10 protein-coding genes and 2 pseudogenes are annotated in these 14,420 nt (G+C 62.8%); 5 read left to right on the forward strand and 7 right to left on the reverse strand.

Going from position 1 to position 14,420, the window contains the following annotated elements; translation table 11 throughout:
• Nucleotides 1-3: 3 nt before the first annotated feature.
• A complete protein-coding gene (locus HL653_RS03355) occupies nucleotides 4-1,392 on the reverse strand; it encodes an aminotransferase (RefSeq protein WP_171743259.1) in 1,389 nt (462 codons plus the stop codon).
• Between the two features lie 96 nt (nucleotides 1,393-1,488).
• Here HL653_RS03355 and HL653_RS03360 point away from each other — a divergent pair, with 96 nt between their 5' ends.
• Nucleotides 1,489-1,965 (forward strand): Lrp/AsnC family transcriptional regulator, encoded by a 477-nt coding sequence (locus HL653_RS03360; protein WP_171743260.1) that lies wholly within the window; start codon nucleotides 1,489-1,491, stop codon nucleotides 1,963-1,965.
• A gap of 24 nt (nucleotides 1,966-1,989) precedes the next feature.
• On the opposite strand, the gene HL653_RS03365 is transcribed toward HL653_RS03360, so the two are convergent.
• Nucleotides 1,990-4,323, reverse strand: a complete 2,334-nt coding sequence (locus HL653_RS03365) for a hypothetical protein (protein ID WP_171743261.1) — start codon at nucleotides 4,321-4,323, stop codon at nucleotides 1,990-1,992.
• Nucleotides 4,324-4,439: 116 nt separating this feature from the next.
• Nucleotides 4,440-7,370 carry a TonB-dependent siderophore receptor gene (locus tag HL653_RS03370; RefSeq protein ID WP_171743262.1) on the reverse strand — a complete coding sequence of 977 codons (2,931 nt, stop codon included), beginning with the start codon at nucleotides 7,368-7,370 and terminating at the stop codon, nucleotides 4,440-4,442.
• A 368-nt stretch (nucleotides 7,371-7,738) separates the two neighbouring features.
• Here HL653_RS03370 and HL653_RS03375 point away from each other — a divergent pair, with 368 nt between their 5' ends.
• Together HL653_RS03375 and HL653_RS24560 are read left to right on the forward strand one after the other, a co-directional pair.
• Nucleotides 7,739-8,221: an Lrp/AsnC family transcriptional regulator gene (locus HL653_RS03375; protein ID WP_171743263.1), complete on the forward strand. Its 483-nt coding sequence runs from the start codon at nucleotides 7,739-7,741 to the stop codon at nucleotides 8,219-8,221.
• Between the two features lie 215 nt (nucleotides 8,222-8,436).
• Complete coding sequence (locus tag HL653_RS24560) at nucleotides 8,437-8,580, forward strand: hypothetical protein (protein WP_367613589.1); 144 nt, start codon at nucleotides 8,437-8,439, stop codon at nucleotides 8,578-8,580.
• 668 nt (nucleotides 8,581-9,248) lie between these two features.
• Here HL653_RS24560 and HL653_RS03385 read toward each other — a convergent pair.
• The 3 genes and pseudogenes from HL653_RS03385 to HL653_RS24080 form a co-directional block, all read right to left on the reverse strand.
• Nucleotides 9,249-10,489, reverse strand: a protein-coding gene (locus tag HL653_RS03385) for an IS3 family transposase (RefSeq protein WP_171743264.1) whose coding sequence is annotated in 2 segments (ribosomal slippage) — nucleotides 9,249-10,142 and nucleotides 10,145-10,489 — 1,239 coding nt in all. Because the reading frame shifts where the segments join, the coding sequence is not laid out codon by codon here.
• A 41-nt stretch (nucleotides 10,490-10,530) separates the two neighbouring features.
• A pseudogene (locus HL653_RS03390) lies at nucleotides 10,531-10,851 on the reverse strand (transposase); the annotation flags it as partial.
• Between the two features lie 58 nt (nucleotides 10,852-10,909).
• Nucleotides 10,910-11,143, reverse strand: a pseudogene (locus tag HL653_RS24080) (IS481 family transposase); the annotation flags it as partial.
• 578 nt (nucleotides 11,144-11,721) lie between these two features.
• On the opposite strand from HL653_RS24080, the gene HL653_RS03395 reads away from it, so the two are divergent.
• Together HL653_RS03395 and HL653_RS03400 are read left to right on the forward strand one after the other, a co-directional pair.
• Complete coding sequence (locus HL653_RS03395; RefSeq protein WP_253717487.1) at nucleotides 11,722-11,961, forward strand: hypothetical protein; 240 nt, start codon at nucleotides 11,722-11,724, stop codon at nucleotides 11,959-11,961.
• Between the two features lie 159 nt (nucleotides 11,962-12,120).
• Nucleotides 12,121-13,473: an IS1380 family transposase gene (locus HL653_RS03400; RefSeq protein ID WP_171746752.1), complete on the forward strand. Its 1,353-nt coding sequence runs from the start codon at nucleotides 12,121-12,123 to the stop codon at nucleotides 13,471-13,473.
• Between the two features lie 180 nt (nucleotides 13,474-13,653).
• Here HL653_RS03400 and HL653_RS03405 read toward each other — a convergent pair whose 3' ends face one another.
• Nucleotides 13,654-14,406, reverse strand: a complete 753-nt coding sequence (locus HL653_RS03405) for a DUF6118 family protein (RefSeq protein WP_171743265.1) — start codon at nucleotides 14,404-14,406, stop codon at nucleotides 13,654-13,656.
• Nucleotides 14,407-14,420: the final 14 nt, after the last annotated feature.

Here is a 14,420-nt window from a genome sequence, read left to right on the forward strand (position 1 = left end):
GCTTTAGAGGGCGCCTTCGCGCGTCAACTGATCGGCGACCTCGCGGACGGCGGCGGCCGTGATCTCGACCATCAGATCGGCATCCTCGGCGGTCAACACCAATGGCGGCGCGAAGCCGAGGATATCGCCATGCGGCATCGCCCGGGTGATGAGGCCGCGTGCGCGCGCAGCGGCAGACAGCCTCGCCCCCACCTTCAGCGCGGCATCGAAGCGGCGCTTCGTCGCGCGATCGGCCACGAATTCGACGGCGGCGAGCATTCCCACGCCGCGCACTTCGCCCACCATCTCATGCTGCGACAGCGCCTGCGAAAGCCCGGCGAGGAGCCGGCCGCCGACGCGCGCCGCATTGCCGGCAAGATCCTCCTGCTCGACGATATCGAGGCAGGCGTTGGCGGCGGCGGCGGCCAGCGGATGGCCGCTATAGGTGTAGCCGTGGCTGAACGCGCCGGCCTGCGCCGCGCCATCGCGCACGACATCCCACACTTTCTCGCCGATCAGCACGGCCGACATGGGCACATAGGCGCTGGTCAGCCCCTTGGCGCAGGTCATCAGATCGGGCGTGATGCCGTAAAGGTCGCTGCCGAACGGCGCTCCGACGCGGCCGAAGCCCGTGACCACCTCGTCCGCGATCAGAAGCACGTCGTGGTGGCGCAGAACCGCCTGGATCGCCTCCCAATAGCCGGCTGGCGGCGGGATGATGCCGCCTGTGCCCAGCACCGGCTCCGCAATGAAGCCACCGACCGTGTCTGCGCCCTCGCGCTCGATCAGGTCGTTCAGTTCGGCCGCGCGCCGCGCCGAGAAGGCCTGCTCGTCCTCACCATCGTCGGCGCCCCAATAATGATGCGGCACGCCGGCGTGGCGGATGATCGGCAGCGGCAGATCCATCAGATCGTGATAGAAGCTGAGGCCGGTCATCGATCCCGAGATGACCGAACTGCCGTGATAGCCGCGCTCGCGCGCGATGATCTTCTTCTTGGCCGGCTTTCCGCGGAGATTGTTGTAATACCAGACCAGCTTGGCCTGGGTCTCGTTCGCGTCAGAGCCGGACAGGCCGTAAAAGACCTTGCTCATGCCGGCGGGCGCCATGCGGATCAGCCGATCGGACAGGCGCGCCAGGGCCTCCGTCGTATGGCCAGCATAGCTGTGATAATAAGCGAGTTGCTGCGCCTGACGGGAGATCGCATCCGCCACCTCGCGCCGGCCATAACCGACATTCACACAATACAGGCCGCCAAAACCGTCGATCAATTCTTGCCCGTCGGCCGTGCGGATGCGCGCGCCCTGGCCCGTCTCCACGACCACCGGATCAATCTTGCCCCAAGCGTAATCGGCGGCATGCGTGAAAGGATGGAGGACCGTAGCTCGATCCATCGCCTTGATTGTATCCAACATTTGATCCCGCCTTTAAGATTTACGCACCTTAGCTGCGGTAAGGGAGGTTTTTTCTCGTCTTTTCATCCGCCGCGATAATTTCTATCGCGTTTGCCTATGGCCCTTCTCGACGATCTGGATTCTTTCGATCTGCGCCTGCTGGCGATGATGCAGGATGATGCGCGCGTCAGCGCTGCCGCATTGTCGGAGGGCGTGGGCCTTTCGGTCCCCGCCTGCTATCGCCGGATTCAGCGGCTTCGCCGCATAGGGGCGATCAGGCGAGATGTGTCGATCGTCGATCCCGCGACGATGGGCTGGCCGCTCACCATCATCGTGCTCGTGACGCTGGATCGGGAGGGCAAACGCATCCTCGACGATTTTCATCGTGCGATCGCCGCCGTGCCCGAGATCATCGAGGCCTGGTATGTGACGGGAGATCACGATTTCGTGCTTCGCCTGGTCGCGCGCGACATGGCGAGCTTCGATCAGCAGATCAGCGACCTGCTCTATTCCAATCCGGTCATCCGAAGCTTCAAGACATTGGTAACGTTCCGAAATCTCAAGCCGCTGAGCGGCATCCCCTCCGCGCGATAACGCAATCCGCGCGCGGATACCGCTCTAGCGCTTCGCCCGATCGAGCCGGACGGGCTGCGCCATCGCGCCGTTGCCCGCCGTGTCCCAGGCGGCGAAGCGCACCCACTTCTTCCCGCGCGGATCGAACGGGATGGAAAGGCGCTTCGTACCGAAGGGAGCCTCGCCGGTCAGCGAGACGATCTCGCGGCCGGTCTTCTTCCCGTCGCCCCACACGATCTCGGCGAAATCCATGGGGAAGGTCCACTGGATCGTGGCGACCATCGAAGCGCCCTTCGCCGTCCGCTCGAGCGCGACCTGATCGAGCAGAACCTCGCCGGACGTGACGAAGAAATCGCCCTGACGCATCGTTTCGACGATCCCACTCCAGTCGCCGGGCGCCGGAAGCTTGTCCATCCTGAGATAGCTGACCGGATTATTGGCATAGATATCGTCGCCCGGCCCCTGTTCGTAGAATTCGGAGATCGCCTCCATGTGTTTCAGCGGCGCGTCCCGGGCGGCCATCCAGTTGTTCATGTCGTCCCAGGTCTTCTGGCACCGTTTCTCGCACAGGCGGCGCTCGGAAAGATCGAGGCCCATGCCCCAGCGCCAGCCGATGCCCCGGAACTGATCGCTGCGGAAGCGATCGGTGTCGGCGATCGCATCGGGATAGCCCGTCGATCCTTTCGATCGGGGATGCGGCATGAAGGCGATCATCCCCTCGTCCCGCATCATGTCCATGATGTCGCGCTCGCTGCCCAGACGGTAGATCTTCGGATGCCTGGCATCGCTTTCGATCAGCGGCTGGGCCTCCGCACGGCCCTGCGTGAAATACACCGGGTGCGGCATGAGCAGATCCCAATGGCCACCCAGCATCGGCACGATCTTCGGAAGCTCGCCTTCGGTGACTTCCGTATTCGCCATGACGGCGAATGTGCGATCCGAATTGCGCACGGCCAGATCGTAGAAGCGATCCAGATTGGCGAGATATTCGGCGGGCGTCGGCGGGGTGCGCGTGCCGGCGGCACCGCCGTCGATGGGCGCGAAGATATTGGCGCCCGTGGCGCGAATGGTTTCGAAATCCAGCGGCTTCCAGTCGTCACCCTGATTCAGGTGATGCTGGCGGCGGATGAAATAGCCGTGATCGTGAGCGAGCATCACCTGATAGCCGGGCAGGGGCTTGTAATGATCGTCGCGCGTGAATTGCAGGGCATCTGCGATGGCGCGATCGCCTGCGGAAAGGCTGGGCAGCAGGAACAGGATCATGTGCTGCTCGCTGCCGGGCGGCGCGCTGTAGAGCGCGAAATTGCCGCGATCGTCATCCGTGCCCCGGCCCGAATAGCCGGGCGCTATTTCTTCCTCGGCCTGGCGGATACCGAACGAGAAACGGCCTTCATCATCCTTGCGATACCAGCTGTAGCCAAGATTGAAGCTCATCTCGCGCGCCCAGAAGAAAGTGTGCGGGGGCGGGAACAAGGCTATGCTGCCCCCCGCAAACTCCCCGGCGATCAGCCGGTTGGCCGATTGCACGGGTACAGGGCCGGCATTGCGGCCGCCGCCCAAAAGGTTGCCGGTCCAGACGCCGCTGACGTCCCGCCATTTCACCTGGCTGCGATCGTCGATCGGCAATCCCGAGAGGCCCGCATCATATTTGTAGGCGACCGAGGGCGCGTCGGTCTTGGCGACCATCTCCTGCTTGATCAGACCCGCGCCGCGAAAGACCGTGAACTGCAGACGGCCGCGGAACAGCCCCAGTTCGGCACCGGAAAAAGCGACGGTGAGGCGCGCGCCGTCCGAGGTCACAGCGCACTGCGGCTGCGTGAAATGCAGGGTCGCGCGGCGTATCTCGTTCGCCTGGCGCGGCAATGGAGGCTGACCGAGAATGCCTTCCGCCGGCGGCGGCGACGAAGGTCCGCCATTGGAAGGGCTTCCCGGCGGGCTGAGCTGGAGCGGAGCGTCCCAGAACGCATCCCATTTGGCCTCCTCGATCACTTCGGGCGTGATCTTGACGCCGAGCTTGTTGAGCGGATCGAGTTGCTGGTTGGTGATGCGGCGTATCGCCGTGACGATCGAGAAACCCGGTCGCGCATCGCGGACGACGGTCTGCCACCGGTCGTCCACCGCCTGCAGCGAAATATCACGGAGGATCGGCATGCCGCCATCGATCGCGAAGCGGATCTGCGCTTGCCGGTCGTTCGCCTCGCTTTGCCATCTTATCGTCAGCACATCGTCGGCAAGCGTCGCGCGCAGTCCATCCGCCGCGTGATAGGAAGCCAGATCGCAGCGCAGCGGCTCCGACAGGGCGGGAAAGGCACAAAGGGCGGCGACGCCGGCGCAGAAAGCTGCCCGGAGCAGGTGATGGCCTTTCGCGACATCCATCATTCGTCTTCTCGCTCCTTGTCGCCTGCGCCGTGCCCGATTTTTCCCGCAAGGCCCAATGACCTGCGGCGGCAACGTGGGGGCTCCCGTCTGCAGGCCCCCACATGCTTCTTTTCACATCAGAATTTTACGCCTGCGGCCACCCGGAAAACCCGGCCGACCGTATCGTAAAGCGACTCGTTGGTTTGCGGATAGGCGAGGATGTAGGTGCTGGTCGGCCCGTTGCCGAGAAGCTTCGGCGCCGAATTCAGCATGTTCCGCACGATCAGGCTCAACGTCAGCGTATGCGATGCGGCGGGCACCTTCACGCTGATCGATCCGTCCAGATAGAAAGCGGAGGGCGTGTGATTGTAGTTGATCGTGCGATAGCGCGTCGAAGATGCCGGGCAGTTCGACGTGCACTCGACATAATCCTTGCCGTACACACCCGAGCTGAAGCCGCGCCCGACGAGGTTGATCGTCACCGGGTCCAGTTCATAGAAAGCGCTGACGCGATACACCCAAGCCGGGTTCACGTTAGGGGCCGGCGTGGACAGCAGCGGGAAGCCGCCATTGACGCCGGCGGCGTCCACCGGGAAGACGCCGTTGTCCGTCACGTTCTTGATGTAATGCGTCGTATTCGCCTGGATTCTGAACGTGCCCGGCAGGCTTTCCGAAATCGTCGAAAGCGGCAGGCGATAGCTTGTCGAGATGTCGAAGCCCTTGGCGCGCTGCTTCGCGAAATTGACCGGGACGACGAGAATGTTCACCGGCGTTGCACCGGAATAGATGATGCTCTGGCAGAAGGCAGTATTGCCCGAATAGCAGAGATCGATCGTCTGCTGCGCGGAAACCGATCCAATCGCATCGCGGATCTTGATTTCGTAATAGTCGAAGGATACCGCGAAGCCGGGCAGGAAACGCGGCGTCAGCACCGCGCCGGCCGTCCAGGTCGCCGCCCGTTCGGGCCTCAGATCGCGATTGGGAAGGCGCGGCTGCACCAGCGCGATCACGCCCGGCGTCGGCGCATTGGACGGGAAGGTGACCGATCCGGCGCCGGCATTCGCGCTGACGAACAACTCCTGCACGTTGGGCGCGCGAATATCGTGGCTGTAATTGCCGCGGAACTTCACGTCCGGGATCGGCGAATAAGTGGCGCCCAGTTTCCACGTCTGGACGGACCCCGACGTCGTATAGTCGGTGTAGCGGCCGGCAGCGCTGAGATCGACGCCGCGAAGCACGGGAAGGTCGAGTTCGACGAACCCTTCCTTCACGCTGTAGCCGCCCTTGTTCGAAAGGTAGTTACCGAGGCCCCAGCCTGATCCATAAAACGGATCGAGCGAGGTGGTGGACAGGCGCTCCTTGCGCCATTCCCCGCCGGTCGCGATCGACGCGGCACCGCCCGGCAGATCGAACAACTGCCCGGTGACCGATACCGACGCGACATCCTGCTGGAATTTCTGTCCGCGGTAAGGGTTGCTCGGCGTGAGATAGGCCTTGGCCGCGGCGGAGAGCGGCGCCGTCCCAAGCCGATTGACCGGCACGCAGCCGTTGGTGGGACTGGAAAGCGTCGAACGGCAGGCGATGCTACCGAGCGCAAGACCAGAGGATCCGACATTTCCGCTCGTGACCAGCACGGCATCCGTCGCCAGCGCGAGGCGCGAGATGATCCAGTTGTTGACGATGCTGTCGCGCGACTTGGTTTCGCCATGTTGATAATAAGCGTTCCACGACCAGTCATGCCCGAAGAGCGAGAAACCGCCCTTCGCGCCGGCGACGTAACGATAGACGTCGCGCCGGTTGTCGCTTCCGGGAACGCCGAGGATGGTATTCCACGCGCCGACGGGAATGCTGCTCAGGCCGTTCGCCCTCATGCTCGCCGCCACCTGCGGATAGAGCGTCTGGAGATAGGCGTTGTCGGCCTGGATGGTGATTGTGCTCGGCTGCTGCGCGAAGAAGCTCTGCGCGTCATAGCGATTCCAGGAGAACTGGCCGAAGATGGTCAGGTTGTCCGAAACGTCGAAAGATGTCCGATCGAATAGGCTGATCCGCTTTTCGCCGGCCATCAGCGATTGCGTGCCCACGATTCCGTCGAGCGTGGTCTGCCAGTCGCCGCCTACCATCCACGGACTGGATACCGCGCCGTAATTCAACTGTCGGGTCACGCCGTCGGGCAGGAAATAGGTGCCCCGGAGCGCACCCGAGGTGACGAGGCCGCCGGCGGTGAAGCCGTTGGGCCCGGCATTGGCCGTCACCAGATATTGCGGCTGACCGTTGGCGGCCGTGTAGGCCGGGTTGTTGACCGTGAAGAAGCCCTTGTTGTTCCAGGACCGGTTCACGGAATCGATCGGGCTCTGGTGATAATATTCGCCGTTCAGCAGCACGTGCAGGCGATCGTCGAGGAACGAGAGGCCGGCCGTGCCGGTAAAGCGATAGCTGTGGCCGTCGCCGAAGGTGGTGATGCCCTGATCGGCCGAGAGCTTCACGCCCTTGAACTTGGTATCGAGGATGAAATTGACGACGCCGCCGATCGCGTCCGAGCCATATTGCGCGGACGCGCCGCCGGTCACCACTTCGACGCGCTCGACGAGATCCTGCGGGATCGTGTTGACGTCCACGACTTGGTTGGCGGTGCTGCCGACCGAGCGCTGGCCGTCGACCAGCACGAGCGTCCGGGTCGGGCCCAGGCCGCGGAGATTGATTGATGCGATCCCGGCGGTGCCGTCGGAGAGGCTCCCCGAACTGTTCTGCGCGGTGCTGCCAATGCCGATCGCGGGCAGCGTGTTGACGAAATCGGAGATGTTCGCCGGCTTCTGCGCGGCGATCTCCGCGCCGCTCAGCACGGTCACGGGCGTCGGCGCGCTGTAGCCGTCGCGAACGATGCGCGATCCGGTGACGACGACCTCGTTCGCTTCGCCGGGGTCGGCGTTTTCACTGGTTGCCTTCGCGCCCTCGACGGACGTCTGCGCACAAGCGGGATGGCCAAGCAAAAGCGCCAGACCGCCTGCGGTGCCCCACAGCAAGCTACGTTGAAACGATCGGAATCGGCTGGCCGGCGCGTAGGTCGTCATTCTTGCAGTCCCCTTTATGACCTTAATTCCCTCCCCGTGCCTTCACCCCGCCGTTTTTGACCGGCTCTGTTGGTTGAATTCAACGGCCTTCCCTGACCGTCGGCCGTGAGAGGCACGTCCCAGCAAACTTAGCTCTCCACAGCACCGATTTTCGGCGAATATGGCAAGGATTTGCAGATTTTCTGCGTCGTGGACGATCAAGTGGCCGTTTTTGAGTGTACACATGCCCGCGTGTCACATAATTGCGATGTGCTGGAATTGACCTGCAGGGCACCCCTTCTTGCGGGCAGGGCCGACGATCGAAATGAAGATTGCCCAACATGAAATATGCCTGGCCGCGACGCGCCGGATCCAACCGTGAGGGATGAATGAAAATTGATCGGATCGACGCGAAGATTCTGACGGCGATACAGAAGGATTGCCGCCTCACGTCGGATCGGCTCAGCGACATAGCGAACCTTTCGCCGACGGCGGTTCAGCGGCGATTAAAGCAATTGCGCAAGGAAGGCGTCATAGAAAGCGACGTCTCCATCATATCGCCCAAGGCGGTAGGCCGCCCGATTTCGATGATCGTCTCCGTGACACTCGAACGCGAAGGCGCTGCCATCATCGACCGGTTCAAGCAGCTTATCCGCGCCACTCCTGAGATCATGAGCGGATATTATATCGCCGGGGATGCAGATTTTATCCTCATAATTACTGCTAAGAGCATGGATGACTACGAGGGATTCACGAGAGATTTCTTTTACGAAAACAACGATATAAAAGGATTTAAAACCTATGTTGTCATGGACAGGGTGAAAAGTGGGTTTTCTATGCCAATCGAACTTCCAGGCGATTTTAACGAATAAGATTCGGTGATCGGAATAGGGTGCCGGAGCTTTGTTCATCGGCTGGACGCGGCGGTGTTTCCGTTGGCACTGCTGGGCCGGCCGCGCGTATCTGCTACTCGGCTCAATGGCCGCGATCCTGGTTTTCGTGCTCCGAGTGATCGCGTCGCACAATCCGAAAGTCTCTATATCGCGATCGATATACCCTCGCTCTCGCCTGGCTGACGGTTGCCGCAATGGGATTGCGCGCTGCCCGCAACCGGCGCTTCACCTCGCACCGCGAGTGGATGGTCCGGAGCTGCGTCCTGAGTTGGACATTCGTCGGCCGCCGTCTGGCGACGATGATCGACTTCTGCCCTTGGCTTGGCATCGGGGTGTGACATGGCGGCTGTGTGGGTTAACCGGATCGTGCCGGTAGTGATCTGCGAGGTCGTGCTACGCTGGGGGATGGCAGCCGACTTGCTGCATAGACCTCTCCAAGCCTGCGGAACCTGACGGTGCCTAGCTGCCGCGTTGTTCTAGCCCAGCGGCAATACGGGAGGCTCGCAGCCAACTACGCGATTTTGATCAACAAACGCCGGTTTGAGGAAGCGCGCGCCGGCCGCTTTGACTGTCCAGAACTGGGTCCATCTCGTCAACAGCGGGTAAGCTGATGCTCACCGGAAACGGATGTTCAATCGCACGCACGAATACCAACCCAAGGCGTTCCCGAACGCAGGACCGCCGATTGCGCGAATGTCGGCTCTTCTCAGAAACCGATGTTTGGCGATCCGGGCAGGAACGACGGGTTCGTTCCAAATCCCATCATTCCCGCTGCACGACAAACAGGTCAGTCCGTCCGAAAACGCAGGGGCGGATCGAACTTAGGCCGAGCAGGAGGGCGCGGCGCGCCGAGTGTGCTGATTTTCGGCGCAGGAGGTGTGGGAGGGTTCCTGGTGGTCCGTATCAGGCCCTATGGCGTGATGTGGTGGCGTTAGCGGCTGAAGGTGGACCATTTTCAGGCCCGCATCGTGCGTAGCAGAGCCGGAACACCGAGTGTTGTTGCCCCCTAAATGCCTGACGGGGCCTCGCGGGTTTTCGCGATATACTCGCGGGGCGATCGATAGCCCAAAGCGCGATGCGGATGCATCTCGTTATAATGGGCAAGCCAGCCGGGCAGCTGCTCGATGACGGTTTGGGCATCCGGCCTCGGGCTCACGCGGACATAGTCGCGCTTGAGTGTGCGAACGAACGCTTCTGCCATGCCGTTTGATTGGGGACTGCTGACCGGTGTCGTGCGCGGCACGAGGCCGATGTCGCGGGCGAAGGCGCGAGTATTGCGTGCAGTGTAGCAGCTGCCGTTGTCGGTCAGCCATTCGATCGGCTGCGGCACGCGATTTACCTGGCCGTAGCGATGCTCGACGGTGGCGACCATCAGATCCTGAACGTCCTCGGCGGTGATGCCGGCTGTCGTCGCCACATGCCCCATTGCTTCGCGATCGCAGCAGTCGAGCGCGAACGCGACGCGGACCTTCTCACCGTTGTCGCAGGCGATCTCCAGTCCGTCTGAGCACCAGCGAGTGTTGCGCTGTTCGACAGCAACACGGCCATCGTGGCGTCGCTCCTCCCGGCGTTCGCCGTGCCGCTGAAGCAGCAGCCCGTGCACCTTCATGACGCGATAGACGCGCTTGGGGTTGGGCGCTGCTCGCCCGGTCTTCTGGGCTTGGCGGCGGAGCAGGGCATGGACGCGGCGATAGCCGTAAGTTGGCAGGCCGGCGACGAGCAGGCGGATCTCGGCGACCAGCTCGGCATCCGGCAGCGGCGGTCGTCCTCGCGGCCTTGGCGGTGGTCGGTTGCGCATCGCTGACAAATGCGGGCGGGCGATGTCGAGCGCTTGTGCCACCGCGCTCACAGGCCATCCCCCGGCAACGAGGTCGAACGCAACAGCAGTTTTTTTGGGCCTGCGGCCCGGGATACGGCCTCGCGGAGCAGCTCGTTCTCCATGGCCTTCTTGCCGAGCAGCCGGTGCAGCTCGCGCACCTGAGCCTCGAGCGCGCGATACTCGGATGCAGGCACCACTTCCTCGCCAGCCGCCGCAGCAGTCAGCGCACCTTGGCTCATCAGTCTGCGCCAGGTGAAAACCTGGCTGCCACTGATGCCGTGCCGGCGGGCGACGAGCGATACGCTCATCCCGGGCAGATACGTCTCCTCGACGATCTGCACCTTCTCCTCCGGTGTCCATCGCCTCCGGCGCTGAACACCGGAGAGGACCTCGCCTTCGTTATAACGCCTGGTCGTACCGTCAGTCATATGCCTCACTCTTATCTAAGAGCGAGATCCTGTCAGGTCATTTAAGGGGCCACCTCACCGAGGATGTTGATGATCCTGCGTAGATTGTAGGCGAGCGTCGTCAGGCTTAACTCGGCGTTGACGTTGGCAAGGCCCCGCATGAGGAATGCCCCCTGGTTCATCCACTGTTTGATGGTGCCGAAGGGATGCTCGACCATCTCGCGTCGCCGATCGAGAATGTCGGGTCGGGCGGCGAGCCGCTCGGCCATGCGGTCGAGCACGGCTTCCCCCTCCCAGCGATCGATGGTCCGCCGTATACCTGACGCGCATTGAGGCTTGAGGGCGCAGTCGCGGCACGCTCGCATATTGCCGTAGCGGATGTTGACATGCCCGTTCTTCTGCGAGCGGGTATAGGGATCGAGGCGCTGTCCGCCGGGGCAGGTGTCGCCGGAACGCGACGACCATCGCCTCTTCGGCCTCGGTCAGGGTCGCGGAATGAGGGGCCTTCGGCCCGGTCTTCAGATCATCGACCGTCGCCCGCTTAAGCCATTTCGCCACCGTCTTGGGGTTGATCCCCAGTTCCCGGCTCAGCGTCGCGAGCGAAGCCTGCGATCGCTGTATTGCTGCTCGGACAGCGTGCGTGGTCGTGGCGCACCCGTGACGTACCTGTCCCATACTGCATCCTTCCAGTCCAACGAAAGGATCGCACCATCAAACCGTGGGATCAAACTCCTAACTCCAACTGCAATCAGCTTTCGGTAGGGTCTACCTCGTGGACCGTTACCTCGGCCACAACTGGCGTGCTCCATGGGCTTAGCTTTTCTAGTGGTGGAATTTCTTGCTTCACCTCAGCTGATATCCCATTCACGATCATGAAGAGCGGCAATGCTGGAACCTCGTTCTTCTTTAGCTCGGTGGACTTCGGAAGCGGCTGCAATTTCAACGCTAATCTAAACACGGGCGCTGCGCTTACCGTCACCTGACGTGTGCTGCGACAGGGTGGGGTCGGCTACCCGCCCCCGCCCCATCGCTTCAGGCTATTTTAACTTCCTCGCGGATATCGTTGATACTTGCGTGCTACATGGAATTCGTGCGCCGATCTTGATTCAAGACCTTCCGAGTTTATATCATTATCCATGGCGCGATCTGCATTATTGGTCGCCGCACTGGCGGCAGCTTCGCTCGCGGTCGGCGCGAACTCGCCGGCTGCCGCGTAGTCGCAAAATCAGAAGCCGACAGCGCCGCAACCGCGCATGGGCTATGTGCCGGGACGCGGCACGGTGCTTGTTCAGCCCGTGCCGGCCGACGATCCCCACGCGGTTGCCCGCACGGTTATCGTGCCGGATTTCGGTGAGGTCTATGCCGTGCCCGTGCGATCAAAAGACACTCGGACCGCAAGGGAGCGTTGCCTTGACGAAGAAGTTGCGAACGAAGGCGGTTCCATCTCTCCGCTCGCGCGAGGCGCAATTGACCTGAAATGTAGCCAACGCTGAGCCGTCGGCGCCATGCGAATAGCTATGCAAGAGCGGCGGCGACCAAATGGCGCTGTGGAGCGTGACGTCAAGGTCATCACAAGCGCCGGTTTTCTGGATTATCCGCAGCCGCACTGCCTTCCGGTCGTCCCGATGAAGACCTGTCGCGTTCGCGTCCCCATGGCAGACGATAGCCATCTCCCGTTTGCGTTTCCAGCCATCCATCGCCGGAAAGTGACGGCCGCGTTTGACGGTGGCCGACGGACATCGGACGGGGGCGTGCTGCTGCTTGCTCAAGCCGAGCGTCGCATCGGCATCGCTGCTCAGCTTGCCGATTGTATTGCCGATCCGCGTGATCCGTCACGCACCGTTCATAGCCTCGACAGCATATTGCGCGCCCGAATCCTGGCGATCGCCTGTGGTTACGAGGATGCCGACGATCTCGATGCGCTTCGCCATGATCCGGGCTTCAAAATGGCGCTGGGCGAGCTGCCGGATGGTCCGGTTGGCCTCGCCAGCCAGGCGACCATGTCACGCTGGGAGAATACGCCGACGACACGGGAGCTGTTCCGCCTGACCGGCGCGCTGATCGACATCTACTGTGCGAGCTATCCTGCGCCGCCGTCCATGGTAACGCTGGACATCGACGATACCGTCGACGTCGTTCATGGCACGCAGCAGTTGAGCTTCTGGAACGGCCATCATGGCGAGCGTTGCTTTCTGCCGATCCACGTCTACGACACCGCGACCGGCCGCCCTGTCGCGATGCTCTTGCGAACCGGCAAGACGCCATCTGGCGCGGAGATTGCTGGCCATATCCGCCGGCTCGTCCGTCGTATCCGCCGCCATTGGCCCGACACCCACATTATCTTGCGAGGCGACTGCCATTATGGCCGGCCCGAGCCGATGCGCTGGTGCGAGAACAATCGCGTCGACTACGTCTTCGGACTGCCCGGCAATGCGGCGCTTCATGCAGATCCTGTCATCGTGACGGTCGCGGACGGCTGTGCCACCGACCGCGCGATCCGGGGCGACAGCCAGCTGCGTCGCTATGCCGAAACCCACTATGCGGCGAAGAGCTGGGGAAAGACCATGCGCCGCGTTGCCGCGCGCATCGAGGCCAGCGCCCTCGGCCTCGATATCCGCTTCGTCGTCACCTCGCTTAGTAGCGCAAGCGCCGAGCATATCTATGACACGCTCTATTGCGCGCGTGGTCAGGCGGAAAATCTGATCAAGCTCCAAAAGACGCAGCTGAAAAGCGACCGCACCTCCTGCCGCTCGGCCAACGCCAACCAGATGCGCCTGATCCTGCATACGGCCGCCTATTGGTTGATTTGGGCGGTTCGCGAAGCCGTTCCGGCAAAGAACCCTCTGCGCACCGCTGAGTTCGCCACCATCCGCGTGCGTCTGCTCAAGGTCGCCGCACGGGTCATCGAAACCGCCCGCCGCCTCCGCATCGCCTTCGGGAGCGCATGCCCCGACGTGCAGGTTTTCCGCAGTATCTCGCTCTCACTGCGCCCTGTAGGACCCTGATCGACGCGGCCGCGCCGCTCCATTCAGCCCTTCATCTTCAACCCAGCACGGCACCGAGATAAGCGATGGAATAGGCGCACCGGATACCTCGCGCCCTCCACCGAAACCTCAGACGGAGCCGCTCAACACCGCGCTCTTGGATTACCCCGATGAATAAGGGCGGTTAGGCCGTCCATCCGCTTAAAGAGGCTGCCCTATCCTGATCGTGCAGCGCACCGGCTCCTTGGCCTTGGCCGCTCCCCTCTCGCACGCGGCGATGGCGTCGCGGTTCGCCTGCCGCATGTCAGCGGCGTCAACGATAGCCTGCCAGCCGTCCGGGTTCCCGGCCCGCATCAGGCGGATGCCCGCATCCCATGGCGACGGCTCCCCCATCGTGCGCGTCGCGACCCGTTCGGGCCAGTCCCAGCCGCTAGGCGCGAGACCCGCCGCCCATCCCGGATAGAGCAGCCACAGGAGCGAGACGCCAAGCGCCGTGCCTACGCCGGTGTAGAGCATATGCCACCATTGCTGATCCTTAGTGCGGATCGCGCCAATGGCCCGCATCTGATCGGCATGGGCTTCGCGCAGAAGCCCATGCGCCTGTTTGATGGTCGCCTTGTCCGTCTCCCGCGCCGCTTCCGCTGACGCTGCGATCCGCTCCGCCATGCTCTCCGGGGTCATGTTGAGCGCTTCGGACTGCGCAAACGCCTTCATATGCTTGGCGAACTCGGCCAAGGCCGCGTTGATCTTGGCCAGCGTCGGACTGTAGTCGGGAACCTCAATGCTCTGTTTCTCGACGGCGATATGCTCAAGGGCGCGGGCGATGACTGCCAAGCGCCCGTCAAGCCGTTGCTCCATCGCCTCGACGCGCGCCGCCAGGTGCGCGAACGCCTCCGCCGCCGTGCCGGTCGGTGGCTGGGGTTCCGGCCCGTCCAACAGGGATTGGTCGTCCATATGCACTTCTCCTT

Source organism: Sphingomonas sp. AP4-R1, from assembly GCF_013113735.1.
Classification (GTDB): domain Bacteria; phylum Pseudomonadota; class Alphaproteobacteria; order Sphingomonadales; family Sphingomonadaceae; genus Sphingomonas_I.

Coding starts and splice junctions, on each gene's coding strand:
- HL653_RS03400 (WP_171746752.1), top strand. CDS start 12,121: ATGGCAGACGATAGCCATCTCCCGTTTGCGTTTCCAGCCATCCATCGC.
- HL653_RS24560 (WP_367613589.1), top strand. CDS start 8,437: ATGGGATTGCGCGCTGCCCGCAACCGGCGCTTCACCTCGCACCGCGAG.
- HL653_RS03405 (WP_171743265.1), bottom strand. CDS start 14,406: ATGGACGACCAATCCCTGTTGGACGGGCCGGAACCCCAGCCACCGACC.
- HL653_RS03355 (WP_171743259.1), bottom strand. CDS start 1,392: ATGTTGGATACAATCAAGGCGATGGATCGAGCTACGGTCCTCCATCCT.
- HL653_RS03395 (WP_253717487.1), top strand. CDS start 11,722: ATGGGCTATGTGCCGGGACGCGGCACGGTGCTTGTTCAGCCCGTGCCG.
- HL653_RS03375 (WP_171743263.1), top strand. CDS start 7,739: ATGAAAATTGATCGGATCGACGCGAAGATTCTGACGGCGATACAGAAG.
- HL653_RS03370 (WP_171743262.1), bottom strand. CDS start 7,370: ATGACGACCTACGCGCCGGCCAGCCGATTCCGATCGTTTCAACGTAGC.
- HL653_RS03365 (WP_171743261.1), bottom strand. CDS start 4,323: ATGATGGATGTCGCGAAAGGCCATCACCTGCTCCGGGCAGCTTTCTGC.
- HL653_RS03360 (WP_171743260.1), top strand. CDS start 1,489: ATGGCCCTTCTCGACGATCTGGATTCTTTCGATCTGCGCCTGCTGGCG.